Source organism: Paenibacillus sp. FSL H3-0329, from assembly GCF_037963285.1.
Lineage (GTDB): Bacteria > Bacillota > Bacilli > Paenibacillales > Paenibacillaceae > Paenibacillus_AQ > Paenibacillus_AQ odorifer.
In genome coordinates this window covers 1,404,017-1,430,307 of the sequence record NZ_CP150150.1, presented here as the reverse complement: position 1 = coordinate 1,430,307, position 26,291 = coordinate 1,404,017, and the positions used below count along the sequence as shown (strand labels likewise).

24 protein-coding genes are annotated in these 26,291 nt (G+C 45.4%); 18 read left to right on the top strand and 6 right to left on the bottom strand.

The features are described 5' to 3' along the window. Positions 1 to 255: 255 nt before the first annotated feature. Both NSQ66_RS06315 and NSQ66_RS06310 read left to right on the top strand, forming a co-directional pair. A complete protein-coding gene (locus NSQ66_RS06315; protein WP_076141101.1) occupies positions 256 to 783 on the top strand; it encodes a phosphatase PAP2 family protein in 528 nt (175 codons plus the stop codon). A gap of 51 nt (positions 784 to 834) precedes the next feature. Beyond that, complete coding sequence (locus NSQ66_RS06310) at positions 835 to 1,950, top strand: UDP-N-acetylglucosamine--LPS N-acetylglucosamine transferase (RefSeq protein WP_036679519.1); 1,116 nt, start codon at positions 835 to 837, stop codon at positions 1,948 to 1,950. Positions 1,951 to 2,036: 86 nt separating this feature from the next. Here NSQ66_RS06310 and trmB read toward each other — a convergent pair whose 3' ends face one another. Together trmB and NSQ66_RS06300 are read right to left on the bottom strand one after the other, a co-directional pair. After that, entirely contained in the window at positions 2,037 to 2,753 is a 717-nt protein-coding gene (trmB, locus tag NSQ66_RS06305; protein WP_036679523.1) for a tRNA (guanosine(46)-N7)-methyltransferase TrmB, read from the bottom strand. Positions 2,754 to 2,949: 196 nt separating this feature from the next. After that, the gene (locus NSQ66_RS06300; RefSeq protein ID WP_036679526.1) at positions 2,950 to 3,129 is read right to left on the bottom strand and encodes a hypothetical protein; all 180 of its coding nucleotides are present in this window, start codon (positions 3,127 to 3,129) and stop codon (positions 2,950 to 2,952) included. A 324-nt stretch (positions 3,130 to 3,453) separates the two neighbouring features. Between NSQ66_RS06300 and NSQ66_RS06295 the strand changes: the two genes are divergently transcribed. The 4 genes from NSQ66_RS06295 to NSQ66_RS06280 are packed head-to-tail and all read left to right on the top strand — an operon-like array spanning position 3,454 to position 7,007. After that, positions 3,454 to 4,410 carry a TIGR01212 family radical SAM protein gene (locus tag NSQ66_RS06295; RefSeq protein WP_036679529.1) on the top strand — a complete coding sequence of 319 codons (957 nt, stop codon included), beginning with the start codon at positions 3,454 to 3,456 and terminating at the stop codon, positions 4,408 to 4,410. Next, on the top strand, positions 4,410 to 5,012 hold the full coding sequence (locus tag NSQ66_RS06290) for a class I SAM-dependent methyltransferase (protein ID WP_036679532.1): 603 nt from the start codon (positions 4,410 to 4,412) through the stop codon (positions 5,010 to 5,012). The genes NSQ66_RS06295 and NSQ66_RS06290 overlap by 1 nt, the downstream gene beginning before the upstream one ends. Positions 5,013 to 5,060: 48 nt before the next feature. Next, on the top strand, positions 5,061 to 6,029 hold the full coding sequence (locus tag NSQ66_RS06285) for a type I phosphomannose isomerase catalytic subunit (protein ID WP_038569207.1): 969 nt from the start codon (positions 5,061 to 5,063) through the stop codon (positions 6,027 to 6,029). Between the two features lie 27 nt (positions 6,030 to 6,056). Then, positions 6,057 to 7,007 carry an alpha/beta hydrolase gene (locus tag NSQ66_RS06280; protein WP_036679539.1) on the top strand — a complete coding sequence of 317 codons (951 nt, stop codon included), beginning with the start codon at positions 6,057 to 6,059 and terminating at the stop codon, positions 7,005 to 7,007. A 1,438-nt stretch (positions 7,008 to 8,445) separates the two neighbouring features. Here NSQ66_RS06280 and NSQ66_RS06275 read toward each other — a convergent pair. Together NSQ66_RS06275 and recQ are read right to left on the bottom strand one after the other, a co-directional pair. Continuing rightward, complete coding sequence (locus NSQ66_RS06275; protein ID WP_076142564.1) at positions 8,446 to 10,353, bottom strand: B12-binding domain-containing radical SAM protein; 1,908 nt, start codon at positions 10,351 to 10,353, stop codon at positions 8,446 to 8,448. 15 nt (positions 10,354 to 10,368) lie between these two features. Beyond that, positions 10,369 to 12,204 carry a DNA helicase RecQ gene (recQ, locus tag NSQ66_RS06270; protein WP_036681455.1) on the bottom strand — a complete coding sequence of 612 codons (1,836 nt, stop codon included), beginning with the start codon at positions 12,202 to 12,204 and terminating at the stop codon, positions 10,369 to 10,371. A 169-nt stretch (positions 12,205 to 12,373) separates the two neighbouring features. Between recQ and NSQ66_RS06265 the strand changes: the two genes are divergently transcribed. The 9 genes from NSQ66_RS06265 (at position 12,374) to NSQ66_RS06225 (ending at position 21,027) form a co-directional block, all read left to right on the top strand. Continuing rightward, a complete protein-coding gene (locus NSQ66_RS06265) occupies positions 12,374 to 14,032 on the top strand; it encodes a spore germination protein (RefSeq protein ID WP_076099009.1) in 1,659 nt (552 codons plus the stop codon). Further along, positions 13,980 to 15,083, top strand: a complete 1,104-nt coding sequence (locus tag NSQ66_RS06260) for an endospore germination permease (RefSeq protein ID WP_036681452.1) — start codon at positions 13,980 to 13,982, stop codon at positions 15,081 to 15,083. The genes NSQ66_RS06265 and NSQ66_RS06260 overlap by 53 nt, the downstream gene beginning before the upstream one ends. Then, a complete protein-coding gene (locus NSQ66_RS06255) occupies positions 15,076 to 16,299 on the top strand; it encodes a Ger(x)C family spore germination protein (RefSeq protein WP_038569201.1) in 1,224 nt (407 codons plus the stop codon). Before NSQ66_RS06260 ends, NSQ66_RS06255 begins: the two co-directional genes overlap by 8 nt. Before the next feature lie 18 nt (positions 16,300 to 16,317). Continuing rightward, a complete protein-coding gene (locus NSQ66_RS06250; RefSeq protein ID WP_038569199.1) occupies positions 16,318 to 16,506 on the top strand; it encodes a CLC_0170 family protein in 189 nt (62 codons plus the stop codon). A 95-nt stretch (positions 16,507 to 16,601) separates the two neighbouring features. Further along, entirely contained in the window at positions 16,602 to 17,582 is a 981-nt protein-coding gene (locus NSQ66_RS06245) for an RluA family pseudouridine synthase (RefSeq protein WP_076099010.1), read from the top strand. A 153-nt stretch (positions 17,583 to 17,735) separates the two neighbouring features. Continuing rightward, the gene (locus NSQ66_RS06240) at positions 17,736 to 18,257 is read left to right on the top strand and encodes a hypothetical protein (RefSeq protein WP_036681441.1); all 522 of its coding nucleotides are present in this window, start codon (positions 17,736 to 17,738) and stop codon (positions 18,255 to 18,257) included. Positions 18,258 to 18,304: 47 nt separating this feature from the next. Then, a complete protein-coding gene (locus NSQ66_RS06235) occupies positions 18,305 to 18,700 on the top strand; it encodes a hypothetical protein (protein ID WP_076099011.1) in 396 nt (131 codons plus the stop codon). 19 nt (positions 18,701 to 18,719) lie between these two features. Further along, complete coding sequence (locus NSQ66_RS06230; protein ID WP_036681438.1) at positions 18,720 to 19,289, top strand: TetR/AcrR family transcriptional regulator; 570 nt, start codon at positions 18,720 to 18,722, stop codon at positions 19,287 to 19,289. A gap of 157 nt (positions 19,290 to 19,446) precedes the next feature. Next, entirely contained in the window at positions 19,447 to 21,027 is a 1,581-nt protein-coding gene (locus NSQ66_RS06225) for an oleate hydratase (protein WP_076142566.1), read from the top strand. A 155-nt stretch (positions 21,028 to 21,182) separates the two neighbouring features. On the opposite strand, the gene ltrA is transcribed toward NSQ66_RS06225, so the two are convergent. Next, positions 21,183 to 22,445 carry a group II intron reverse transcriptase/maturase gene (ltrA, locus tag NSQ66_RS06220; RefSeq protein ID WP_076317345.1) on the bottom strand — a complete coding sequence of 421 codons (1,263 nt, stop codon included), beginning with the start codon at positions 22,443 to 22,445 and terminating at the stop codon, positions 21,183 to 21,185. A 364-nt stretch (positions 22,446 to 22,809) separates the two neighbouring features. Here ltrA and NSQ66_RS06215 point away from each other — a divergent pair, with 364 nt between their 5' ends. Next, positions 22,810 to 22,944 (top strand): hypothetical protein, encoded by a 135-nt coding sequence (locus tag NSQ66_RS06215; RefSeq protein ID WP_256720279.1) that lies wholly within the window; start codon positions 22,810 to 22,812, stop codon positions 22,942 to 22,944. 118 nt (positions 22,945 to 23,062) lie between these two features. Here the strand turns inward: NSQ66_RS06215 and NSQ66_RS06210 are convergent, their stop codons facing one another. Then, positions 23,063 to 23,785, bottom strand: a complete 723-nt coding sequence (locus tag NSQ66_RS06210; RefSeq protein ID WP_076142179.1) for a DsbA family oxidoreductase — start codon at positions 23,783 to 23,785, stop codon at positions 23,063 to 23,065. A gap of 236 nt (positions 23,786 to 24,021) precedes the next feature. Between NSQ66_RS06210 and NSQ66_RS06205 the strand changes: the two genes are divergently transcribed. Together NSQ66_RS06205 and NSQ66_RS06200 are read left to right on the top strand one after the other, a co-directional pair. After that, entirely contained in the window at positions 24,022 to 24,954 is a 933-nt protein-coding gene (locus NSQ66_RS06205) for a glycosyltransferase family 2 protein (RefSeq protein WP_036681860.1), read from the top strand. A gap of 173 nt (positions 24,955 to 25,127) precedes the next feature. Then, positions 25,128 to 26,234: an FAD:protein FMN transferase gene (locus NSQ66_RS06200; protein ID WP_076142177.1), complete on the top strand. Its 1,107-nt coding sequence runs from the start codon at positions 25,128 to 25,130 to the stop codon at positions 26,232 to 26,234. Positions 26,235 to 26,291 lie beyond the last annotated feature (57 nt).

The window sequence follows — 26,291 nt, the reverse complement described above, 5'->3', positions numbered from 1 at the left end:
GTTTAAAAGAATTCTATGGATTCCTTTTTTTGAATCCTTATTTATCTCTTACCCTTTTAAACAGGTTTAGTCTGCTTGAATCATTGTAAAGCGTAATAGTGCTCTAAGTCAAAACTGGCAAATTTCGAGTAAACCTGAGCTTTTCCTTGAAATGAACTACCTTTAAAAAGTATGATTAAGACAGATCTAAGCTATAGAACGGATTACTGCATTAACATCTGTTAACGGTAGCCGGACTAGCGGAGGGAATTAGATATGAGACATTTATTCATGAAACTACATCTCTGGGAGCGGCATCTTTTTAAGTGGATCAACGGACGAATGCATAATCGTTTTTTGAACTTTTGGCTCTTTTACCTTACTCATTTGGGTGGAGCTACAAGCACGATTGTTATCAATATACTGATATGGGTATTAGCTCCTGAGCCTTGGAGAACTACAGGTTTACAAGCCTTGACAGCACTAGCTGTCAGCCATATACCCGTAGCTATCGCCAAAAAGCTGTACCCGCGAATGCGTCCTTATCTGGCGTTACCGGAAACCAATACTTTTCGTAATCCATTAAAGGATCATTCTTTTCCATCTGGTCATACTACAGCTATCTTTGCTTCTACGATCCCTTATATGCTGGCGTTTCCTGCTATGACCGTTATTCTGCTGCCGCTAGCTTGTATTGTCGGATTTTCTCGTATTTATCTTGGATTGCATTATCCATCAGATGTTATAGCTGGCGCAGTGATCGGTTCCTGCGTAGCAGCTGGTACTATAGCCTTATGGATGTGAAGCATTTATTGTTAATAACCGGGAAAACCCTTGAGAATAGGTGAATCAACATTGCGTAAAAAAAGAATCTTAATACTCTCGGAAGGTTTTGGCGCCGGACATACACAAGCAGCTTATGCGTTGTCGAGCAGTCTGCGCCAATTATCGCCTAATTTACAAACGAAGGTGCTAGAACTTGGAAATTTTCTAAACCCCAAGATGGCACCTATTATTCTGTCTGCTTACCGAAAGACGGTAACGACACAGCCAAAATTAATGGGTTATGTCTACCGTCACCAGAAATCATTTAATCGTCTTACCACGCTTGCCTTGCATCGTATATTTTATACGCATGCCAAAAATATTGTGAGACAACTGAAACCTGACGTAATTGTCTGCACTCATTTTATTCCAGGTGCTGTAGTATCCCGCCTAAAGAGACTAGATCCTACCTTAAAAGTGCCGCTCGTCACCGTTATAACAGATTATGATGCGCATGCTACCTGGATTAGCCCAGAGGTAGACCTTTATCTGGTTTCAACACCTGAGGTTAAATCCAAATTGCGCAGCCGAAATATTCCTGCCACGAAAATTCAGGTAACAGGCATACCGATACACCCTAATTTTTGGAAGCATCCCGGAAAGCAGGAGATTCGAGAGCAATTCAATCTGCGGGAGATGCCAACCGTTCTAGTCATGGGCGGCGGCTGGGGAATCATGAACGACCAAGTCGTAAATGCTTGTCTGGCGGAATGGCGTGACAAGATTCAAATTGTTTTCTGTCTCGGCAAAAATGAGCAGCTGCTAAAGGAAATGAAAGAAGACCCGCATTATAATCATCCTAATATTTCCTTAATCGGCTTTACGCGTGAAATCCACAAGCTGATGGAGGTCTCCGATCTGCTGGTTACAAAACCGGGTGGAATGACTTGCAGTGAAGGGCTGGCAAAGGGTATTCCCATGCTCTTCCATCACCCTCTTCCCGGTCAGGAGGAGGAGAATTGCCGCTACTTTACTGCAGCCGGCTTCGGAGAACCCATCGAATCTTTAGAGGTTGTCGAAATGTGGATGGAGCGCCTCTTGAACAACTATGAGGATGTGCAAAACAAGCGCAAACTCCACCTTGAAGAAATCGCTCGCTATCACCCGTTACAATGTGCTCAGAGTATCATCGAATTATTGGAATAGTTAATAAAAAAAGCGGCAGCCTCCAAACCACATGGAGACTTGCCGCTTTTTTATTGAAGCATGCCTTATGGAGCAGTGCTTTGTAACTACAACCGATATTTATCCAATCGGGTAGCCTGATACTGTTTGAGTGCTTCTGCGCCTACAATTGCCTCGCAACGATGGATATTCACGCCACGTCCGACAAATTTCGTCTCATATTCTGTCATGATATGATCCTCGTTGATGATGCCATCTGCATGTAGGTCCAAAGAAATATTTTTCATCTGCAAGCCAAAGTCCGCAAAGGCATTTAATGAGAACTCAAAAAGACTGCGGGAATCTGTTTTCAGATGAATTTCACCTAGATCGCTAAGCAAACCGCGATATTTGTCAAGAAAACGCGGATGTGTCAAACGACGCCGGGCATGCTTGCTTTTAGGCCATGGATCGCTGAAATTAAGATAAATCCGTTCAAGCTCTCCCGGAGCAAATACTTCCTCAGCATAATCAATATTTGCAAGTGCCAATTTCAGGTTAGGCGGTGTTTCATGTCCTGCCGGCTCCCATACTGCTCTAGCCTTATCTCCAGCACGGCGGATCAGCTCATCATACATATCCACTCCGATAAAGTTAATATCAGGATATTTAAAGCTCATTTGGCTGATAAACTGTCCTTTGCCCATTCCGAACTCCACATGGATCGGATGATCGTTACCGAACAGCTTGGACCACTCACCTTTATAACTCCGAGGATCTAGAATGACTAAATCCGTCTGTTCTTCCAAACTTTCACGTATTCCTTTTCTTCCGCGTAAACGCATAGGTATTCCTCCGATTATCTCTTATACGATAACTGTCACTTGCAATATTGTGCCGAAATTGTCCCAAAAAGTAAAGGGATTGCGGTAAAAAAGAAAAAGGAATTCTCTGGTTCAGCTCTTAAATGAGCTGTTCAGAGGAATTCCTTCGTTGTTGTATATTGGAAATAAATTTCGTTCTTGTCTGGCAGATCAGGATTTACTTTGTGTTTGTGGCAAATGTCTTTTTTTCGAATGCGCTACGAATTTTACGCTGCGCATCTGTCTTGATCTTAGGGTTGCCGTTAAATTCCACGCCCGTTAGTGCAAGGGCTTCATCTGGCGTTAAATGGACTTCAATCGAATCTTTACCCTCAGCATATACCGTTTGAGAATTCATTGCTATCACCTCACGGTTATTATTATGGATCGGACGACACGAAATTATGAACTCCTGGATGAATTTCTTTATGCCACAGTAGCTTTTCACACTCTGAATATAACATACTATGTAAGCATTTTCAAGCCGAAAGCGCCTTATTTCCTGCCTATTTTTCATGCCGTTATGGGGAGTCAATGTTACGCCGAGCTCGGTTTTTTGATACAATGTATTGGATTATAAGAAACGGCTGTGCGTTCTCTGGGATAAGGACGCCATCTGTCTCAGAAAAATATAAGGATAAGGGAACTTATCCATAATTATATTTTCAGAAAGGGGCTTCTCGTGTCTAATCTTCAATACACTTCTCCTCCGCAACTTTGGGGAGATAAACGTTTTCATACTTGGAATTACGAAATGCGTGAACACATGAACACCAAGGTATTCAAAGTTATGCTTGATGCAGGCTTTACCTGTCCCAATCGTGACGGCTCCATTGCTAAGGGAGGCTGCACATTTTGCAGTGCCAGAGGTTCTGGTGATTTTGCCGGAAGCCGCCGAGATGACCTAGTCACACAATTCAATAACGTCCGTGACAGACAGCATCTGAAATGGCCAAATGCTAAATATATCGGTTACTTCCAAGCCTATACTAATACGTACGCTCCGGTCGAAGAGCTGAGAGAATATTTCGAAGTTATTTTGCAGCAGCCTGGTGTCGTTGGATTGTCTATTGCTACCCGCCCTGACTGTCTGCCCGATGATGTAATCGAATATTTAGCAGAGCTCAACAAGCGTACGTATCTTTGGGTAGAGATGGGTCTTCAGACTATACATGACTCCACTTCTGAGCTTATTAATCGGGCGCATGATACGCAGTGTTATGTGGAGGCTGTGGAGAAGCTGCGCCGTCACAATATTCGAATCTGTACCCATATCATTCACGGTCTCCCACAGGAGACGCACGAAATGATGCTTGAAACGGTATCTGCTGTAGCTCGCATGGATGTGCAGGGAATTAAGATTCACCTTCTGCATCTCATGCGCAAAACACCAATGGTGAAGCAGTATGAAGCAGGATTGCTCCGATTCATGGAACAGGACGAGTATGTGAAGCTGATTGCTGATTCACTTGAAATTCTGCCCCCTGAGATGATTGTTCATCGCTTGACTGGAGATGCCCCACGGGATCTCTTAGTTGGACCGATGTGGAGTCTCAAGAAATGGGAAGTGCTAAATGCCATTGACGATGAGCTTGTTGCTCGTGATACTTGGCAGGGTAAGTATTGGAGGAAGGGCTAATGGGCTTTATGTCCGTTCTAAGCTTTGCTCATAAATTAATCTCTGAGCGGCTGACTTTAGGTGACCGTGCGATTGATGCAACTGTAGGTACTGGTGCTGACACGCTTTTTCTAGCCAAAACAACTGGAGCTCGTGGCGAAGTCTACGGCTTTGACATTCAAGCTGCGGCGCTGAAGCTGGCAGAAGAACGTCTCCGGCTTGCGCGGGAGGAAACTTCTTCACTCTCTGGCGTTACCTTACTGGAACGCAGCCATGCCGAAATGGCAGAAGCCGTCCCGGCTAACTGGCCAGGCACCGTTGGTGCTGTAATGTTCAATCTTGGCTATCTGCCTTCAGGCGATGCCGACAAGAATATCATTACTGAGCCGGACAGCTCTATTGCGGCCCTGGAAGCTTCACTCCAGCTGCTGCGTCCGGGGGGAATTATTACGGCTGTACTGTATCCTGGCCATGCAGGCGGAGATCTCGAAGCCGCCGCTGTTGAAGCTTGGGCAACGACTGTTTCCCCTAAGGTAGCGCAGAGCATTGTATATCGCCAGCTGCAGCGCACGGACGCACCGTATGTAATTGCCCTCGAGAAGAAAAAAGGTTCCCCATCTTAAGCTTTGTAAACAATCAAACAATCTTGTAATTGGGAAGGAAGATTACGAATGACACAACCATATCCTTTAAAATTTCAACCGGAGTTTAAAGAACGTGTCTGGGGTGGCCGCGCGCTGGAGAAATTCGGCCTGAATCTACCAGAAGGTCATATTGGTGAAGGCTGGATGATTGCCGATCATGCGAATGGAACATCTTCGGTGGTTAATGGAGAATTAGCTGGACAAGGTCTGGATCAAATTCGTGAGCAATTTGGTCATGAGTGGTTCGGAAGCAAGGGAATATCAGAAGCTGGCGGAAGATTTCCACTCTTGATCAAATTGTTGGATTGCAACGACAACCTTTCCGTTCAAGTCCACCCTACGGATGATTATGTAGGATTGCCTAAAGGTGAACTGGGCAAAACAGAGATGTGGTACGTATTAGACGCTAAGCCAGATGCAAAAATCATCTACGGCCTTAAAGAAGGCGTAGACCGTGAAACATTACGCGAAGCACTGGAAAACGGCACGGTTATGGATAGCCTTCAAGAGGTATCTGTCTCCGCTGGCGATTCCTTCTACATCCCTGCCGGAACGGTACATGCTCTATGCGCTGGTGTCGTTGTAGCGGAAATTCAACAGAATTCCGACACTACATACCGTATTTATGACTACGACCGTCCAGGTCTAGATGGAAAACCACGCGAGCTTCATATCGAGGATTCTCTGAATGTTACAGCTTATGAAGGCGCCGGCGCTACTTCGATGAAGACCGATCATGCAGTGCCTGGAGAGTGGCTGCAGCTTGCCGCTTCACCTTATTTTATTGTCGAAAAAGGGATCGTAAATGGTTCATGGGATCTCACCACTTCAGAAGACAGCTTCACTATTCTGGTTATCTGCGAAGGCAGCGGACATCTGACTTGGGAAGGCGGCTCCCAGCCTTATGCCGCAGGGGAATGTTATCTGATTCCTTCCAACCTAGGCCGTTATACTATCGAGGGTCATTCTACTGTGCTTCGCTCTTATTTACCATAAGTCGAGAACCTTTAGGAGGAATGGACCATGAAGGAAAACAGCTTTACTCTAACGGATCCCATAGGTGTAACCATCCATGTCTATGAATGGTTACCTGAGTCCGATGTGCCAGTTAGAGGAATCGTGCAAATTTCACACGGGATGTGTGAAACTGCTGCCCGCTACGCTCGTTTTGCGGAAGCTTTAACCGGGGTTGGTTATGCAGTATATGCCAATGACCACCGGGGACATGGTAGAACCGCTGGTCAAGTCAATCTGCTTGGTGATGTTGGGGAGGACGGATTTTATTGGATGCGGCGCAATCTTCTGCAGGTAGGTGCCGCAGCACTCTCCAAGCATGAAGGAAAGCCCATCATTTTATTCGCTCACAGTATGGGTTCCTTTCTGGGTCAAAAACTCATGTGCGAAGAAGGCAACGAAATCTATTCAGGGTTTATCCTCAGCGGGACAAATGGTCCACGCAGTATGCTGCGTATTGGAGAATCTCTGGCTAGCGCACAGCTTAAGCTAAAGGGGGAGCATCATCGCAGTGTATTGCTGAACAGTCTGGTATTCGGCAGCTATAACCGTGCTTTTTCCCCGGTCAGAACAACATTTGACTGGCTGAGCAGCGATACTGCGGAAGTAGATAAGTACATTTCCGATCCATTCTGCGGAGCTATTTGTACAACCCGCTTTTTCCGTGGTTTCTTCCACCTCCTAAGAGAGATTCATACTGAGGAATCACTTAGCACATTATGTACAGGTAAGCCCATTTATATATTTGGTGGGGATAAGGACCCTGTCGGGATGAACGGTCAAGGCATTCCCCGTCTTGCGGAGTTGTATAAGAAACGAGGAGTATCAGACGTTGAGTACCGACTCTATCCAGAAGGCAGACACGAAATGCTAAATGAAGTAAATCGAGATCAAGTCACAGCCGATGTACTCAACTGGTTAGAGAGCCACCTTCCTTCAGAGGTTTCTACGATAAGTTAAGAAAAAAACGCGGTTGTTAGTGAATTTATGAGACAATATAGAAGCGATGCCCCCGTTATTTGGGGGGTCGCTTCTTTGCGGTTTGCGGTTTGCGGTTTGCGGTTTGCGGTTTGCGGTTTGGGTAGCTTATCTCAGCAGACTTCTCAATCTAACAATCTCCAGTTCCTCCGCGCATCTGAACTTTAGTAAATAAACTTCCGCCACCGCTAATGGACTCAGTTGACGCTGTCTTCAGCTCATCGCTCTCCCACACCACGTACAAACTCGGTTGTCACTAGCTACACATCATTACTTTCCCACGCCGCTTGCGGACTCAGTTGACACTAACTACATATCATTACTCTCCCCGCTACTTCCGGACTCAGTTGACACTAACCACACATCATTACTCTCCCCGCTACTTCCGGACTCAGTTGACACTAACCACACATCATTACTCTCCCCGCTACTTCCGGACTCAGATGACGCTATTTGCTAATTTATAGCCTTTCGAGCTAGGTTTCGGACTCCAGTGCAGCTATTCATGCGAAACAGGTCCATATTGGGTGTTTTTCATGCCAATAGCGACTATGCGGTCCGTTAGCATCCAAAAAACAGGATAATTCCACGTATAAGGTCCGCTGGGTCCGCCTGCGATGGGTTACTCACCGCTTACGGACTCATTTGACACTAGCTACACATCTTTACTCTCCCCAGCTACTTTCGGACTCAGTGGACGCTATTTGCTAATTTCCAGGCATTTGAGCTAGGTTTCGGACTCCAGTGCAGCTATTCATGCGAAACAGGTCCATATTGGGTGTTTTTCATGCCAATAGCGACTATGCGGTCCGTTAGCATCCAAAAAACAGGATATTTCCACGTATAAGGTCCCCTGGGTCCGCCTACGACGGGTTACTCATCACTTCCGGACTCATTTGACACTAGCTACACATCTTTACTCTCCCCAGCTACTTTCGGACTCAGTGGACGCTATTTGCTAATTTATAGCCTTTCGAGCTAGGTTTCGGACTCCAGTGCAGCTATTCATGCGAAACAGGTCTATATTGGGTGTTTTTCATGCCAATAGCGACTATGCGGTCCGTTAGCATCCAAAAAACAGGATAATTCCACGTATAAGGTCCGCTGGGTCCGCCTGCGCCGAGTCATTACACTAATTACATTCTCCGCTACTTTCAGACTCAACTAACGCTAACTACACATCACTTTCTCCCGCTACTTTCAGACTCAACTAACGCTAACTACACATCACTTTCTCCCGCTACTTTCAGACTCAGCTAACGCTAACTACACATCACTTTCTCCCGCCACTTCCGGACCCAGATGACGCTAACTACACATCATCACTTCCCACGCCGCTTCCGGACTCAGATGCGCTAGCGCACAAGGCAAAAGAAATAGACCGTCCCATTAAGGAACGGTCTATCCTTCCACCCGCCTATCACAAAGGCAGTGTGTAGTACTGAGCGCGTTGGCTCTCGTTCTGCTGATACATTACGATTAGTAGCGTGCGCCCTTCCCTAATGGAAGCGGGCTCCGCTACTGCTACAGCCGAGCTTGCTGCTTGGGCAGTCTCTTCTAAACTACTATCTGCTGCTTCCTGTAATGGCGAGTCTGCCGAAGGCAACGCCTCCAGATTAGCCATATCAGCTTCACCATCCTCAAGGCCCTCATCGGCACGCATGCCGCTGATGGAATCCAACACCGCTTCCAGCGAGAATGGCAACACTTCCAGCACAGTATACTTTTGCAGTTCTCTTTCGTTAAGTCCTGCTTCAGCCAATTGGGCAGAAATTTGACCCGGATTAGCCGCGATATCTTTCAAATAACTCGACCAATCCGACTTATCCAGCACGAAATCCCACCAGATTTTGCGCGGCTTGTACTTGTGTCCAAGAAAATAATCCAGCTTCATCAAGCCAGTTATAACATCCATAGACGGCGTCCCGCGATCTATCAGGAAGGACTGCAAGCGGGTGAAGAGATCTTCCAGCTGATGGCCGATCTTTTGCCAGCCTCGCTCCTCCCAGTAGTCACCGAACTCCTGAAAGAAATCGAATGGCGAATCAAATACATGACGGATCAAGTACTTAGCCGTATGGTCCATCCGGTGGCTGTTCCAGTATTTCTCCAGCACATCCTCAAGCCGCTTCAAACGAATAATGTCTGAGAAAGGCATCATATGACTGCTAAGGATTTCATAAGGTGCGTGTTCCATATACGTGTACTCATATTTAGACGCCTGCGCCCGCAGCCCCGTTCCCCGCAGCATTTTGAGGAATCCAAGCTGTAGCTCTTCCGGCTCCATAACGAATACATCATTAAACGTTTTACGGAAGGTGCTGTAATCCTCCATAGGTAGTCCGGCAATCAAATCCAGATGCTGATCGATATTGCCGCTTGCCTTAATCTTCATTACGGTACGGGACAGCTTTTTGAAATTCTGGCGGCGTTTAACAAGCTCATTCGTCTCATCGTTGGTAGATTGCACCCCAATCTCAAATCTAAAAATACCCGGAGGCGCATTCTTAGATAGGAAATCCAGAACTTCCGGCCGCATGATATCTGCGGTAATTTCGAACTGAAATACGCAGCCTTGATGATTATCGATCAGGAATTGAAACATTTCCATCGCATAGTTGCGGTTGATATTAAAAGTACGGTCCAGAAATTTAATAATTTTGGCGCCATTCTGTATTAAATAAAGCAGATCAGATTTCACTCGTTCAATATCATAATAACGTACGCCTACTTCAATACTGGATAAACAGAACTGGCAGTTAAATGGGCATCCGCGGCTCGTCTCAAAATAAACAATACGTTTACTCAAATCTGGAATATCCTCAGGAAAACGATGCGGCGTAGGCAGCGTATTCAGATCGCTTTTGGGACGTGGTGGATTGACAATGATCTCTTCTCCCTTGCGATAAGCGGCTCCATACACAAAGTGAAACTTCCGATCATCCCTTAGCTCCTGCAGCAGATGGTGGAACGTCTCTTCCCCATCTCCGTTAACTATAAAATCAATGCCAGCTTCTCTTTTCATCCAATGAAGCGGCTCATACGAAACTTCAGGTCCCCCGAGAACAATCGTAACTTCAGGCATCACTTGCTTAAGAATACCAATCAGCTTCAGCGTCTCTTCGATGTTCCAGATATAACAGGAGAAGCCAATCACATCTGGCCGTTTCTGAAACAAGTCGGACACGATATTCATCACGGGATCTTTGATGGTGTACTCTGCCAAATGAATATCCTTAAATTCATGCTCACTGTACGCTTTTAGCAAGCGGATTGCGAGTGAGGTATGAATATATTTGGCGTTTAACGTGGTCAGGACGATTTTCATGCTACACGACCTTTTCTACATTTCATTTTGAAAAAACTCTAAGAATGCCTTACCGTACTTCCGGTATTTCACTTCCCCAACACCCTTTACCCTCAGCATTTCCGCTTCGGTCTGCGGGCAAACCACACTCATCTCACGCAGCGTGGCATCATTAAAAATAATGTACGATGGCACATGCTCGCGTCCTGCCAATTCACGCCGGATAAGACGCAGCTGCTCAAAGACAGTCTCATTGACGGCTGATGGCGACAGGTCATGTCCCCGACTACGAACTCTCGTACCGGATGTTGTGCCTGCCCGCGAAGGCCGCGCCACACGCTGCATCACCTCACGCTGTCCGCGCAGGACCTCGGCAGCTAGAGGCTGGAGCCGTACTACAGGGTACTGGCCTTCCGACAAGGCAAGATACCCTTCTGAGATAAGCACATTGATACTCTCTGAGATTTCCTTCTCCGTCCGGCTCGACATCGCCCCATGTGTGGGCAGCTTATCGAAGCCGTACTGCATCACCTTTTGATTGCGAGAGCCTTTCAGCACAGATGCTACCAACGCTACACCATAACGCTCCCGCATGCGGTGAATGCAGGAGAAGATCTTTTGCGCATCGACGGTCATATCCACTAGCTCTCGTTCATCCGTACATGAGCTGCAGATACCACATGGCTTGTCCCCATGTTCTTCCCCGAAATAATCCAGCTGGGCACTGCGCAAGCAGCGAGTAGTATAGCAATAATCAATCATTTGCTGAAGCTTGCGATATTCGTTAGCTTTACGGTCAGTATCCTGTGGATTCTGCTCGATCAGGAACTTTTGCGTCATAATATCCTGCGCACTAAACAGCAAAATACATTCACTCGGCTCCCCGTCACGTCCAGCACGACCCGCTTCCTGAACATAAGCTTCCATATTTTTGGGCATATTGTAGTGAATTACGTATCGGACATTGGATTTATCAATCCCCATCCCAAAGGCATTCGTAGCCACCATAACCCGGATATCGTCATAGAGGAACCCTTCCTGGCTATCTGCCCGCTCCTGATCATTCATACCCGCATGATAGCGACCTGCTGCTATACCAGAGGCCTGCAACCTCTGATACAGATCATCCACTTCTTTGCGGGTTGCCGCATATACAATCCCCGGCTGGTGGGAATGCGTAGCCGCATAATCCATAACGAACTCCCGCTTGTTCTCTCCCCGCAGCACGGACATTGCCAGATTATCTCTTCCTAGCCCCGTCATGAAAATACCCGGCTCACGCAAGCGCAGCAGCCGGACCATATCCTCCATAACCTCCGGCGTCGCCGTGGCGGTAAATGCTGCCAGGATCGGACGTTCAGGCAGCTCATCTACAAATGGAGATACCGACAGATAACTTGTCCGAAAATCATGTCCCCACTGGGATACACAGTGCGCTTCATCAACAGCCACGCAGGAAATAGACAGCTCAGCCATTTCCAGACGGAACCAGTCCAGCTCAAGTCTTTCGGGCGCAACATAGAGCAGCTTCAAATCGCCCCGCCGGGCAGCCCGAATCCGCTCATTCACTTCTTTTCCGCTTAACGTGCTATTAATAAAGGCTGCCGGAATACCCGCAGTAGTTAACGCATCCACCTGGTCTTTCATCAACGAGATCAGTGGTGATATCACCAAAGTCAGCCCTGGCAGGAGCAGTGCAGGAACCTGATAACAGATCGATTTCCCGCCACCCGTAGGGAGGATTCCCAGTGTGTCGCGTCCTTCCAGCAAGTTCTGAACAATCTTTTTCTGGCCATCCCGAAAGTCTGGATAACCGTAATATTTTTGCAGCTCAGCCTGCGCCTGTTCAATAGTAGGTGCTTGCATCTTCATATCTCTCATAACTCCTTAGGCGTTTCTATCTTTAGTTTAGCGGTCAATGGTGTAATGAGCAACACTCTAGAAGTCCTTCTTTCGTTTCTCCTTTTGGAAAAATTACATAAAAGGAGCGCTTTTGAGCCAAGCTTTAAAAATCATCATTCTTTAGGAAAGGGGAATAGCCGTGCAAAACTGGAAGCAAAACTATAGTTCTTTTAAGCAAAAAAAAACGCACGAAGATCCCACCATTCCTGATCAGCGTTCGGAAAAGCCACTAGATCCCGACCTAAAAAATAATATTAAAGCCATTAGCCAAATTTTTGGAGAAGATGCAGATCTCGTTGTGCGTAATTTTCGGGTATACGGTTTATATGATGCGGTAATTATCTTTTTTTCATCTTTGGTGGACCAAAATCAAATTCATGAGCATGTGCTTAAACCGTTAATGAGCCCTCCCGCTGATCTCTCGACAATTCCTGAAGAGCGCAAGGATCTGCCTGATTTCATCTGGAATACGACCATACAAATAGCGGCTGGGAACCGAACGAAGGACTTAAATTCTCTGCCACTCGCTCTATTAGAAGGGAGCGTTGTACTCCTTATAGATGGTATGGATCAAGCACTTCACTTCAATTTGCGTAAAATCGAACATCGCAGCATTGAACAGCCACAGACCGAGCAGGTAATTCGTGGCTCACGCGAAGGTTTTATAGAAAACTTGGAGGCAAACCTTTCCTTACTCCGTTATCGGCTGCAAACGCCAGATTTCCGGGTTATTACTGCTCCGCTTGGTGTGCGGACACGCTCACAGGTTGCTGTGTGCTATATAGAAGGGATAGTAGATCCTGAATTGGTTGAAAAAGTGATGAAGAGATTATCCATGATAAACACAGATAGCATCCTTGATGCAGGGTACATCGAGCAATTCATTGAGGATAACCCATTATCTCCTTTTCCTCAGGTTCAACCAACAGAACGTCCGGATAAATCAGCGGCAGCCTTATTGGAAGGAAGAGTCATCATTCTGGTAGATGGCTCCCCATTCTCGCTCATCGTCCCTGCATTGTTCAATCAATTTTTTCAGACCATAGACGACTATTCGGAACGTTTTATTGTAGGCAGCCTAATCCGGGGGATTCGACTAATTGCCCTGTTGTTCTCTCTTTTTTTCCCTGCTCTATATGTATCCGTCATCTCCTTCAACCCGGAGCTTATGCCTACCGAATTTGCCGTAGCGATTTCAGGGGGTAGAGCAGGCGTTCCTTTTCCAGCGGTCTTGGAAGTTCTGATTATGGAGGTCTTCATGGAGGTGCTCCGCGAAGCAACTATTCGTCTACCACAAATGATTGGGGGCGCCCTTTCTATTGTAGGTGTTCTTGTTATTGGTCAGGCTGCTGTTTCAGCAGGCCTAGCAAGTCCGACAACCGTTGTTATTGTCGCTATAACCACTATCGGTTCTTTTGCCACCCCTGCCTATAATGCCGCTATCTCATCCAGAATGCTAAGATTTCCACTGATTATTCTAGCCGGTTGTTTTGGTCTTTACGGAGTCATGTTAGGTACCATCGTTATCGTGAATCACTTATTATTCTTGGAATCCTTTGGCGTTCCTTACATGACACCATATGTGCCCACGAAATGGAGAGATCTGAAGGACAGTCTGATTCGTGTCCCCTTATGGTGGATGAGAAGACGTCCGAGCTTCTTGAACACTCAAGACCTTACTCGTCTCGCTCATGAGTTACCAACGACGTATTCAGATCAGATTTTTAAGGAGAAGGGTGAACTCGATGAACAACAACCGCCCCATAACAACGATCCAAGTCGTCGCAGTAGTCGTTAGTACGATTATTGGAATAGGTATCTTGAGTATTCCCCGTTATATGGCTGAAGCCGGAGACAGCGGGGCGCCGCTGGTTTCGGCTTCAGGCATCCCTGTTGCATTTCTAGGCTGCTGGTTTACAGCCGCTGTATGTCGGAAATTCCCCAATGAAACTCTGTTTGTATTCAGCCGCCGGTTAGTCGGGAGAAGCATCGCGGATATTTTCAATGTACTTATCTCTTTGTTTTTTGCTTTCTCTGCCGGGATTACCATGCGTCAATTCGGAGAGGTATGTGTTGCGGTCGTGTTTAAAAAAACACCTATCGAAGCGGTCATTCTATTAATGCTTATTTTGGCTGCTTTATCTATCCGCAGAAACATTGTGAAATTCACCTATGTACATATTTTTTATTTGCCTTTCATCTTGTTAACCGTTCTCAGCATTATATTAGTAGCCATGAAAAATGTAGATGCTTTAAACTTACTTCCACTCACTGGAAATTACATCACCTTTTCAAGCTTTTCCAAAGGGACTGTCACTTCAGCTGCCCTTTATCAGGGCACATTTGTCATCACACTGCTGGTTCCTTTAATGAAAAAACCTCAGCAAGTGCTTAAAGCAGGAGCTGCTGCCCTTTTTATTATTGGCTTCATCTATGTAATGATTGTTGCGGCCACTTTAGGAATGTTCGGAGCGCAAGAAACCAAATTACTCGCTTATCCAACCTTAGAAACCGCCCGCTCCATTTCTATTGGTGCAGGACTACTAGAACGATTCGATGCGCTGTTTATTACTGTTTGGGTAATATCTATATTTACTACCATTTTTACGAACTACTACTTAGCAGCATATTCACTTCAGCAAGTATTTCGGTACAAAGATCACCGCCTTGTATCAAGCTTCTCACTTCCACTTATCTTCGTCTTTTCACTTTTGCCAAGAAATATTTACCAGGTTTATACCTTTTCTTCCGTCACAGCGATTATCGGGTTAATTTTTTTGACTCTCTACCCTCTTCTTTTATGGTTAATAGCTCTGATTCGGCAAAAAGGAGGGCTATCGAATGAATAAAGTAATTAACAAGCGTATTAGTCTTCTCCTCCTTCTCTCTCTGGTATTTGTATTCCTTACGGGCTGCTGGGACCAGCTCGAAATTGAAGATCGTGCATTAGTGCTGGGATTGTCTATAGATTCAGTGCCGGCAAATAGTAAAACCGAAGATGATCAAACGACACATCTAAAAAGCGCAAATATTAATTTGCCCAAAATCCGTGTGACCGCCCAAATTGCAGTTCCAGGGAGAGTTCCGTTAGGTCCTAGCAGCGGGGGAGAAGGTAGCGGGGGGAATCAAAATCCGGTTTGGGTTGTACAAGTTTACGGTTACTCACTAGATGATGCCTTAAACAATTTGCAACAACAGATCTCTGACCCACGTTACCTCATCCATCTTCGGGTGATTATCATCAGCGAGGATTTTGCACGCAAAAACCTGTCGGATTTAAATGATTATTTACGCCGCAACCCTGAAGTCCGTCGCCGTACCTGGTTATTAGTGTCCGAAGGCGAGGCTTCTAAATTTATGAATATTAATCCACCACTTCAGCGAGTTCCAACCCTCTATATCCTATCCACCATGGAAAAAGCCGTGAGATCCGGAAAGTTCCCAGCTAACTATATAGGCGTATTCTGGTCAGCTGAATCTAAATGGGGAGAGAGCGGTTATCTGCCTTATGTGTCTTTACATCAAAAAGACAATATGTTGATAAAAGGTCTTGCTTACTTTAGCGGAGGCGTTATGGTCGGTTCGACTACTCCCATTGAGATTGGCGCATATATGTCCATGAAAGGTCTTGATCCTGGGGGCTATTCCGTCATGTTCAATTCAGAGGACTTTGGCCCACTGACTCTTAAAGTTAACGACCGATTTACAAGGTCTAAAGTTAAAATCAAAGACGGCAAACCCCATATCACTATAAATATTTATTTAGAAGCAGCGCTAGATGAGCACCTAGGTAATAATATTCGTATTGATTCCAGCCAGGATTTAAAAAAACTTGAGGCCAACTTTCAAAAAGGAGTCCTCACCATCTTCGACCATCTGATTAAACAGACGCAACAGGCTCACTCGGATATCTTTGGCATGGGTGAATATGTTCGTGCATATGCTCCTTCCTACTGGAAAGCTAATGTTCGTGACAAACATGACTGGGAGCAACAGTATTCTGATCTCTCTATAGAACTTAATGTGAAGACGAATATTGAAAGAGTCGGTCTTAAAGAAGACTAGATATGGGGATGTGTTCAAATGATCTATCATCAACTAACTTATTTAACTCTCGTGCTCCTGCTCTCCGGACTATTCCTGCTTACTGTGGATACCAAGATCTATGCTGTAAGCGCCATGCCCCGGGAAAAGAAATATGCCCGCAGGTTAGGCTGGGTATATCTCGGTTTATTCCTGCTTCTTGGATTAGCACAGCTGTTCTATCTTTGAGCAGCAGCAAACCAGTACGCCTGCCTCTCCATAGTATTTCTTAACAGCCCATGGTATATTGAGGAGTACAATATTAAAGGACGGAGAATGCATCCATGAACTCAAGAAGAAATCCTAAAGAAACAGCCAAAAGAGGTACTCGTTCTCACAGCAAGCCTACTGGCAAGCTTAATCATAAAACTAAAGCACCCGCAGCACCCAAAACATTTACTGTAAACGAACCTTCTGAACTATTGCCCTTCTTACTCACCCACGTCACGGGTCGCGGACGAAATGCGATTAAATCCATCCTATCGCGTGGACAAGTGTCGGTGAATAATAAGGTAGTTACACAGCATAATTTCCAACTGCATCCGGGTCAAAACGTTACTATTGATCAAGAGAAGCCTGTACAAACAGCAGAGATGATCGGACTTAAAATCGTTCATGAGGATGAAGACCTGATTATTGTTCAAAAGGATGCTGGACTGCTATCTATCGCCACTGCGGAAGAAAATGAATTGACGGCTTACCGCCAGCTCATGGAGCATGTCCGTGTTAGCAATCCACAAAATCGGATTTTTGTCGTACATCGTTTGGACAGAGATACATCAGGTGTAATGATGTTTGCCAAAAGCGAACGGATTCAGCAAGCGCTACAAACTACTTGGAAAGATACCGTGAAGGAACGTTCTTACGTAGCGCTCGTGGAAGGCGCGGTTAAAAGACCTGAAGGCAAGATAAGCTCGTGGCTCAAAGAAACCTCAACCCTTAAAATGTATTCCAGTCCTCATGAAGGCGATGGACTACATGCAATTACACATTATAAACTCATTCAGGCTAACCGCCATTTTTCCTTGCTAGAGGTTAAGCTCGAAACCGGACGAAAAAATCAGATTCGGGTGCACATGGCAGATATCGGCCACCCTATCGCAGGTGACAAGAAATATGGTGCAGAGACCAAAACGGTAGGAAGACTTGGCCTACATGCTCGAGTGCTCTCTTTTATTCATCCAACCACTGGAGAACTGATGACCTTTGAGAGCCCGATTCCGAAGACGTTCCTGAAATATACTGCGCCTGCGCCTACAAACTAAGAAGTGAACGTATACCCACAACCGAGGAGTATTCCCTCTTATGGGAAGCCGTAACTTCTACACAAGATGCCCGGTCCATTTGGTCCTGGGCGTCTTTTTTTAACTTCCTATCACATCATGTTACAATATAAATAAACAAAGAAGGTGCTCTTATTGTTCCACCCTACAGTTTTCGATAATATTAAGATCGCCTTTGAGAACCAGATTTATGACTACGATAATTTAGACGGAATATTGGTGGTTACGGATCGCTCCGACCTTCTGAATATGGCGCTGATGTCCAGAGAGTTCAGTCTCTCCTTCCAATTAACTGCAGGCAGGAAAGTAACCGCCGAAATCCTGCTCACTTCGTCCACGAAAGATCTCAGCGATGAAATCTTGGAGGTTCCTAATACGGATCCCGGCTGTAATCTTTCACTTCGTTTTTATATGGAAGTCGAAGATATTCCTAGCGAATGTCAGGCGATAGACAGTATTCTAAAAGCGATCTGGGGACCTGATTTCCAGCCTGTGCAATCTTTAAGCTTCATATATGGCCAGGAAAGTGAAACTTACAATAACTGCATCGAGCTGCAATTCAAAAGACAACTCACAGAAGAGCAAATGGAGGACATTCCAAACCTGCTAAGCCACCTGCTGCAAAGTGCGGAAGAACTAGAATCCTTCACGGTATAATCCCTACTTTTTAACGTTCGTACTATGGGAAAAGAGGTGTGCATGAAATGAAATTCCTGCCTGCTGCCAAAAGTAAAAGTTGGTTTCTCTGGATGACCGTTTATGCCATTCTTCTATGGCTTCTCTTCCCTCTACACCGATTCGTGATGCTGGCCCAGGAAATGGATGCCACACTCTTACTGCGCTTTGCTCTTTTTTCCGTTGTAGTGGCTGGGATCGTCAACACATTAGGCTGGCTCGGAGCGCGTCTGCTCTGGGTATTTAGCACGGCGGGAATAATCATAGGTGCGGCATTTATGCTGGGCTACACCTACCAAGAGATGTCCGGTTGGGAGGATCTCGCAGGCTTCCTCGCGTTTTCCTTATTTTCATGCGCCGGATTTGCACTGGGTTTATTAGCCGAAGGTATTCGTCTGCTGTATAAGCGAGCATCGAAGTCTTGAATGGAAGAGGTGAACGCTGTTGTCCAATTCTTTTCTAACCAAAAATGCATTGTCGCATTCTTTAAAAGAGCTAATGGAGCATACACCGCTCAATAAAATTACTGTTAAACAACTAGTGGACCATTGCGGACTAAACAGACAAACGTTTTATTATCATTTCCAGGATATATTTGATTTGCTAGGTTGGATCTATAAGACTGAGGCTGTCGAAAGCCTCGCCCAGTATCGCAGCTACAGCACTTGGACGGACGGTTTTTATAGAATCTTCTGCTATATTGAGCGGAATAAATCCTTTTGCTGTAACACGCTAAATTCACTAGGCAGAAATCACCTGGATGCATATCTGTACGAGGTGACAAACGATCTCATCATGGGGGTTATAAACGAGCTGTCCTCCGGGATGGAGGTTTGCGAAGAAGACAAGCATTTTATAGCCAATTTCTATACGCTAGCCTTCACAGGCCTAATCATTCAGTGGATGAGAGAAGGCATGAAGGAACAACCGCACCATATGATTGAGAAGCTAAGTGATCTAATTGAAGGAAATTTTCTGAAAGCTTTACACAAATATGAGAACCATCCGTTGTAACCTTTGGTTGCAGCGGTTTTTTTTGTCTAAAAACTAGACAGATCACCCATAATGACAAAAATCCAGACACTCTAAAGAGTTTGATTATACCTTCAAAATAGGAGTTGGTTTACATTAAGAGTGTGATTATTTAAACAACTACTTGGAGGCGACCATTGTGAAAAAAGAGTACGGTAATAGACAGGTTTATTTTGTCGGTGGCGGAATTGCATCCCTAGCGGGCGCTGCTTACCTGGTCAGAGACTGTGATTTTCCGGGACAAAACATTCACATTATTGAAGAGATGAAGATTCTTGGTGGTAGCAATGACGGCGCAGGTGACGCTGAACATGGTTACGTTGTCCGCGGCGGCCGTATGCTCAACGATGAAGCTTATGAAAATCTCTGGGAACTATTAACAACGATTCCTTCTGTCGACCGTCCGGGGTTGTCTGTGCGGGATGAAATTATTGCTTTTGATACCGCTAATCCAACACACTCAAACGCCAGACTAGTAAATAAAGACGGCAAAGTAGAAGATGTATTGTCCATGGGTTTTGATATGGCTGATCGTCTCGCTATGGGCAAGCTGATTATTACACCAGAAGATAAAATGGGGAAAGCGCGTATCAACGACTGGTTCGCCCCTCACTTTTTCACAACTAACTTCTGGTATATGTGGGCTACTACTTTTGCATTTCAACCTTGGCACAGCGCTGTAGAGTTTAAAAGATATATGCTCCGTTTCTTCCATGAATTCCCAAGAATTCAAACACTGGAAGGCGTAACCCGCACTCCTTATAACCAATATGATTCCATCATTCTGCCTTTGCACAAATATCTTGAACCATTCGGTGTCGATTTCACACTGAAATGTACAGTGACTGATCTGCAGTTCAAAAAAGGTGACGGAATTACCGTAACCCAAATGAATGTAGTGCGCGAAGGTGTCAAAGATGTGATTGATGTAAAAGAAGATGATCTCGTGATTATCACAAACGGTTCTATGACCGAAGGCTCCAGCCTTGGTTCTATGACTTCTGCTCCACGCCTTAACGGCAAGGGAAGCTCGTGGAAATTATGGGAAAACATCGCTTCCAAGAAATCAAGTCTTGGCAATCCTTCTTCGTTCGATGATCATGTAGACGGTTCGAAATGGGAGTCCTTTACTGTAACGTTCCATGACTCCAAATTCTTCGATCTGATGGAAAATTTCACACGTAACCGTGCCGGCACAGGCGCTTTGGTCACATTCAAGGATTCGAGCTGGTTTATGTCCGTTGTACTGGCCTACCAACCGCATTTCCGCAATCAACCTGAGCATGTTAAAGTGTTCTGGGGTTACGGACTGTATCCAGACAAAGTTGGGGATTTCGTGAAAAAGAGAATGTGTGATTGTACCGGCGAAGAAATCATGCAAGAATTGATCGGTCATCTTCACTTTGAAGAACATAAGGACGAGATCATGGCTACCGCCAACTGTATTCCTTGCATGATGCCTTATATCACTTCTCAGTTCATGCCTAGACTCAATAGTGACCGACCAAAAGTTGTCCCTGAGGGTTCCACGAACCTGGCCTTTATTGGACAATTCTGTGAAATTCCAGATGACGTTGTATTCACTGAAGAATACTCCGTGAGAGCAGCGAGAATTGCGGTATATACTCTACTTGGTATCGAACGGCCTATCGAGCCAATCAACCAATATCAATACGATGTACGTACACTATTCTCAAGCTTTGTTACATCTTTCAGATAAAACAACAATCAGCAGCGAGCGCTTCCGGATATCGGGAGCGCTTGTTTTTGAGTGTGGGAAGCAACAAAAGAACAGTTTTATCGAAATCGAGTAGGAGGGGGCGGCTAGCCCCCGACCTCTCACACCACCGTACGTACCGTTCGATATACGGCGGTTCATGAAATATTCCGTAAGGAGTTGTATCTGTCCAATACACTCTTTAATCCATTGGCTTCCCAATATTGGTTATTCAATACATGTTGTAGAATTGGACTCCCTGCAATTCGCCAATACCCTTTTCGGGTATTTCCCCACTCATAGGCTTTATCCTTAGGTACCCCTAAGGATATAAGTCTTTTGACTTTGGTTCTAGGGGTCTTCCACTGCTTCCAGAGGCACATTCGTAGCCTTCTTCGTATCCATTTATCCATATCTCGAAAGGTACTTGGGGTATCCGCCAGCGAGAAATAACCGCACCATCCCATGAGGTAGTGGTTTAGTTCCTTGATTCGCTCTTCCATCTTCATCGATCTCTTTCGAGAGGATATCTCCTGTATTCGAACCTTGACTCTCTGTAAGGATTGCTTCGCAATTCTCACCTTTGGTTCTTTGTCCACACTAAAACTAAATCCTAGAAACTTTCGTTTCCAGGGACGGTCTACCGCGCTCTTTACTTGGTTCACCTTCAGCTTTAGCCTCGTCTCGATGAATCGGGTGACCGTTGTCTTGACTCTCTCTCCTGCTCTTAGCGTTTTCACGTAAATATTGCAATCATCCGCATAACGAACGAAGCGGTGCCCACGTTTCTCGAGTTCTTTGTCGAGCTCATCCAAGACAATGTTAGATAATAACGGACTCAGTGGACCGCCTTGCGGGGCACCTTCCGTTGTCGGGGTTACTAACCCGTTCTCCATCACACCTGACTGAAGATATTTGCGGATAAGCAGGAGAACTTTCTTGTCCTCCACTTTCTCCGAAATCTTCATCATCAGTCGGTCATGGTTGACGCGATCAAAGAATTTCTCCAAGTCTAGGTCGACTACGAATCGATAGCCTTCTTTCATAAAGGTTCGAGCTTTCCTCACCGCATCATGCCCTCGTCTTTTCGGACGGAATCCATAGCTATGGTCGGAAAACTCTGGATCAAACAATGGAGTTAACACCTGCGCGATTGCTTGTTGGATCATTCGATCTGTCACGGTAGGTATTCCTAGTAACCTAACACCTCCGCCACCGGGTTTCGGGATTTCGACTCGGCGCACGGGGCTCGGTTCATAGGTTCCTTCTTCTATGGCATGCCGCAAGGTCTGCCAGTTTTGTACGATGTGTTCTCGTAAGGATTTTACGGACATCCCATCTACGCCATGACTTCCTTTATTCGCTTCAACACGCTTTAAGGCTTGCAGAAGATTTTCCCGTGATAGCAGTTGCTCCAACATTTTTTTTTAACCTCTCTTTACGTGATTTATACCTTCCATTTGTGCCAAAGATGAACTCCGCCCTGCTGAAGTCCCCCACGGGATTCACCGTTTCCTTCTTCAGTCAGGTCCTTTCGGATTTTTTTTTCTGCATTCATCGCTCATCTTGAACGCCTGGATGTATAAATCCTATTCCATGTTCAGCCCTTCCGCAGCTGTTGCAACAGCTTGCGTACTATGGCGTCTGCTGACTTCTGTGCACTCAGCCTACTCTCACAAGTAGGGTTACGAAGTATACTCGCCTATCACACAGATCTCCCCAGGTAAGAACGCTATCTTCCCCTCCATCTATCTGCTTCATTTACTCTCGTACGCCTTTGGCAGTATGGACTTTGGTTTGTTGTGCAACCTCATCCAGCCTACGTTAGCCTTGTATGAAGTTCGTATTCCTCAGACCGGAGATTTGCCGCTGGCTTCCTTCAGATTCCACCTCGCGGTGGACACCCTTGCCTTAAGCTAATGGCTACTACTGCCTTCGCCATTCGGGACTTCAACCCTATAGATAGCGCCCATGCTGGGCGCACACAAAAAAGAGCTGAGGGCTCCCTCAGCTCTTTTGTTTTACTCGAATCTAAACTTTAAATATTGCAAGATCCATCTGCGCAGCCATCATCGGTGGATACTTCAGAATTCCCCTTACCAACCACTTGTAATGTTGGCCCTGCTTGTTCCTCCGCCCACACAGTATCCAGTACCTCTGTAAATACAGGACCTGGTTGTGCACCAGATAAAGCATATTTATTGTTGAATACAAAGAAAGGTACACCGGTAATATTAAGACGGCTTCCTTCTTCAATATCGCCATTAACCTCATTCGCAAAAGCATCCGTTTCCAGCATTGCCGCAGCTTCTGCTTGATCCAGACCTACTTCAGCAGCGAGTGAAGCCAGTACACTGCGATCTCCAAGATTTAATGAATCCGTAAAGTAGGCGCGCAGCAGACGTTCGGACATTTCTGCACCTTTTCCCTTTGTGCTTGCAAAATGACTCAGTCGGTGACTGTCAAAAGTGTTGGTATGCTTCACTGTATCAAAATTAAATTCCAAGCCCACATCTTTAGCTTGCTCCGCTAGTTGTGCGTTCATTGCTTTTGCCTTTTCGACGGTCATCCCGTATTTGGTAGCCAGCAGCTCATGAATACTCTTGTCTGTACTTACCTCTGCATGTGGATCCAGTTGAAAGCTACGGAATACTACCTCCACTTGATCACGGTTCGGGAATTGGCTTAGCGCATTCTCCAACCGTCTTTTGCCAATATAACAAAAAGGACATGCATAATCGGACCAGATATCTATTCTCACGAAAAAACCTCCTAATATTATTGATAATTTGTAGCTGCTATATAAGAGTAATAACTAAATATACGTCACTTACTATTATATAGTTAAAAACTCAAAATTACAAACTTAACTTTTATTAAAATAACATTTATAGACGTGAATGTTAAAGCAAAAAGTAAACGAAAGTGGTATATACGCTCCCCTTCAGGGCAGATAGAATAAAGTTAACACCAGAAATTCCGAAGGGAGATCCCCATATGCATGATGTATCTATAGTGATACCTACCCGTAACCGTATAAACGACCTTACAGTGTGCATAGAGTCTATTAGCAAGCAGACACAGCTAGAGAATGTCTCCATCGAGCTCTGGATTGTGGATGACGGTGAGATTCCTGAAGAAAGATTAACCTATTATCGTAACATACTGAACAAATTGCCACAGGCTGAGTTTCGATATCATCGTAAGACTAATCCGGGACTCTGGCTTTCCCGTTATGAGTCACTTGGATTAGTAAATGCTGAAATTGTGCTTCATTTAGACGATGATGCAGAATTAGATGATTCCTTATATATTCGACGATTACTTGATACTTATGCAGCGGACGATTCAATTGTCGGTGTAGGCGGTGTGGCAAAAGGCATGCGCAGCAGCAAACCGGGCCGGCTGTTTGGCATGCTGACCGGACAAATGTCCGGATCCCCGGGCAGATTATCCCCAAGCATGTTTGCAGGCTCCCTATTCCTGTGGGGAGAGAAGGAGCAGGTTTTTGAGACAGATTTTTTTCACGGCTGCAATATGTCATTCCGGCGCTCAGCATTACAAGATATGAAACCCTATCCCTGGATGACAAGTTACTCCATTGCCGAAGATATTTACTTGTCCCATTTGGCTAGCCGTTATGGCAAGCTTGTCATTAACCCAGCTATGAAAATCATTCATCATGAGTCGCCGGGTTCTCGGGATAAGGCGGGCGTTGTTGCAAGAGCTACTGCCATCAATCATTATTATCTGCTCAACTTACGTAAAGCACCTCCTATGAATTATGCCGCATTGATCTGGACGTTAACCTGTCTGACAGGCAAAGAAACTCTCAAACGAAATTTTAAAGCTGTTAGCGGTTATGCCAAGGGAATCCTTTTCGTAATGAATCCTCGTAAAAACAAATACCGTGAATACATGCTAGATTAGCTTAATAGCTACCTCTATATCCACAGCGTTGCTCCGAATCAGATTGCGGGGCTTTTTTTTCGTGCAGACGGAGTTGTACCTAAATATGCCATGAAATTAATTTCCATCAACTTCTGATCTAGGGTATGATAGTGATAATGTGTTTTAGAAACTAACTTTATGGATGGTGGAATATGTTTAAGAACAAAAAAACGACGTTGATCCTCGTTGTTATCCTCATCGTCGTCATAGCTGTCGGCGCTTGGCTAATTACTATAAATAAGGATGACAAAGCGACGGAAACACCGGGTGGCGCAACAGCTTCAGGAAAAGGCGAAGCCAAGTCACTCTCACAGACCTTTTATATCTATGACACGGTCGTGAATATCAAAGTGTTCGGAGAAAATGTAGCCAAAAAAAATATGGATGATATCCAGCAAATGCTGGAGCGAATGGATATGGAGCTTAGCCGTACAAAAGAAGGCGGCGAGGTTTACGCAGTCAATCAAGCAGCAGGAAAAGAAGCGGTTGTCGTTTCGGACGAGACCTTAGATGTTGTAAAACAATCGGTGCAATATGCAAAAGAAATGGACGGGCTATTCGATCCCACGATTGGTCCGCTGATCGACCTCTGGAACATCGGTAGTGGCGGGGATAAAGTCCCTGATCCAGCAGCTATCGATGCAGCCAAGAGCCTAACCAATTACAGGGACGTTGAAATTGACGAAGCTGCTAAGACCGTGAAGCTATTGAAGGAAAATATGGTACTGGATCTTGGAGGTATCGGCAAAGGGTATGCTGCTGACCGTATCGCTGATTATTTAAAAGAGCAAGGCCTTAACAGTGCAATGATCAACCTCGGTGGCAGCAGTATTATTGCGTTAGGTACGAAACCAAACGGAACGGATTGGAATATTGGTCTGCAAGACCCTGACCAAAGCCGCGGCACACAGCTAGGAACGATTAAAATCGCAGATGAGGTCATCGATGCTTCTGGTGTTTACGAACGTTATTTTATGCAAGACAATGTTCGTTACCACCATATTCTTGATCCACGCACAGGTTACCCTTCTCAGAACGGTCTCAAAAGCTTGACCATTATGAGCCCTAATGCAACAGATGCGGACGCTTTGTCCACTGGGGTATTCTTGATGGGGATCGAAGAAGGCATGAAATATCTGGAGTCGTTACCTGAAGATGTAGAAGCTTTCTTTATTACCGATAACAACAAAATCTACGCCACACCAGGCATTAAAGAAAGAATGAATCTGACTGACCCTACGTACAGCTTCGCTGATTAAATGAAATAGAGCTTGCCCCCATAAAGCCATTATTGGCTTTGGGAGGCAAGCTCTTTT

Coding starts and splice junctions, on each gene's coding strand:
- NSQ66_RS06235 (WP_076099011.1), top strand. CDS start 18,305: ATGAAATTCCTGCCTGCTGCCAAAAGTAAAAGTTGGTTTCTCTGGATG.
- NSQ66_RS06245 (WP_076099010.1), top strand. CDS start 16,602: ATGAACTCAAGAAGAAATCCTAAAGAAACAGCCAAAAGAGGTACTCGT.
- NSQ66_RS06290 (WP_036679532.1), top strand. CDS start 4,410: ATGGGCTTTATGTCCGTTCTAAGCTTTGCTCATAAATTAATCTCTGAG.
- NSQ66_RS06300 (WP_036679526.1), bottom strand. CDS start 3,129: ATGAATTCTCAAACGGTATATGCTGAGGGTAAAGATTCGATTGAAGTC.
- recQ (WP_036681455.1), bottom strand. CDS start 12,204: ATGAAGATGCAAGCACCTACTATTGAACAGGCGCAGGCTGAGCTGCAA.
- NSQ66_RS06200 (WP_076142177.1), top strand. CDS start 25,128: ATGTTTAAGAACAAAAAAACGACGTTGATCCTCGTTGTTATCCTCATC.
- ltrA (WP_076317345.1), bottom strand. CDS start 22,445: ATGTTGGAGCAACTGCTATCACGGGAAAATCTTCTGCAAGCCTTAAAG.
- NSQ66_RS06260 (WP_036681452.1), top strand. CDS start 13,980: ATGAACAACAACCGCCCCATAACAACGATCCAAGTCGTCGCAGTAGTC.
- NSQ66_RS06285 (WP_038569207.1), top strand. CDS start 5,061: ATGACACAACCATATCCTTTAAAATTTCAACCGGAGTTTAAAGAACGT.
- NSQ66_RS06315 (WP_076141101.1), top strand. CDS start 256: ATGAGACATTTATTCATGAAACTACATCTCTGGGAGCGGCATCTTTTT.
- NSQ66_RS06280 (WP_036679539.1), top strand. CDS start 6,057: ATGAAGGAAAACAGCTTTACTCTAACGGATCCCATAGGTGTAACCATC.
- NSQ66_RS06275 (WP_076142564.1), bottom strand. CDS start 10,353: ATGAAAATCGTCCTGACCACGTTAAACGCCAAATATATTCATACCTCA.
- NSQ66_RS06255 (WP_038569201.1), top strand. CDS start 15,076: ATGAATAAAGTAATTAACAAGCGTATTAGTCTTCTCCTCCTTCTCTCT.
- trmB (WP_036679523.1), bottom strand. CDS start 2,753: ATGCGTTTACGCGGAAGAAAAGGAATACGTGAAAGTTTGGAAGAACAG.
- NSQ66_RS06250 (WP_038569199.1), top strand. CDS start 16,318: ATGATCTATCATCAACTAACTTATTTAACTCTCGTGCTCCTGCTCTCC.
- NSQ66_RS06205 (WP_036681860.1), top strand. CDS start 24,022: ATGCATGATGTATCTATAGTGATACCTACCCGTAACCGTATAAACGAC.
- NSQ66_RS06215 (WP_256720279.1), top strand. CDS start 22,810: ATGGACTTTGGTTTGTTGTGCAACCTCATCCAGCCTACGTTAGCCTTG.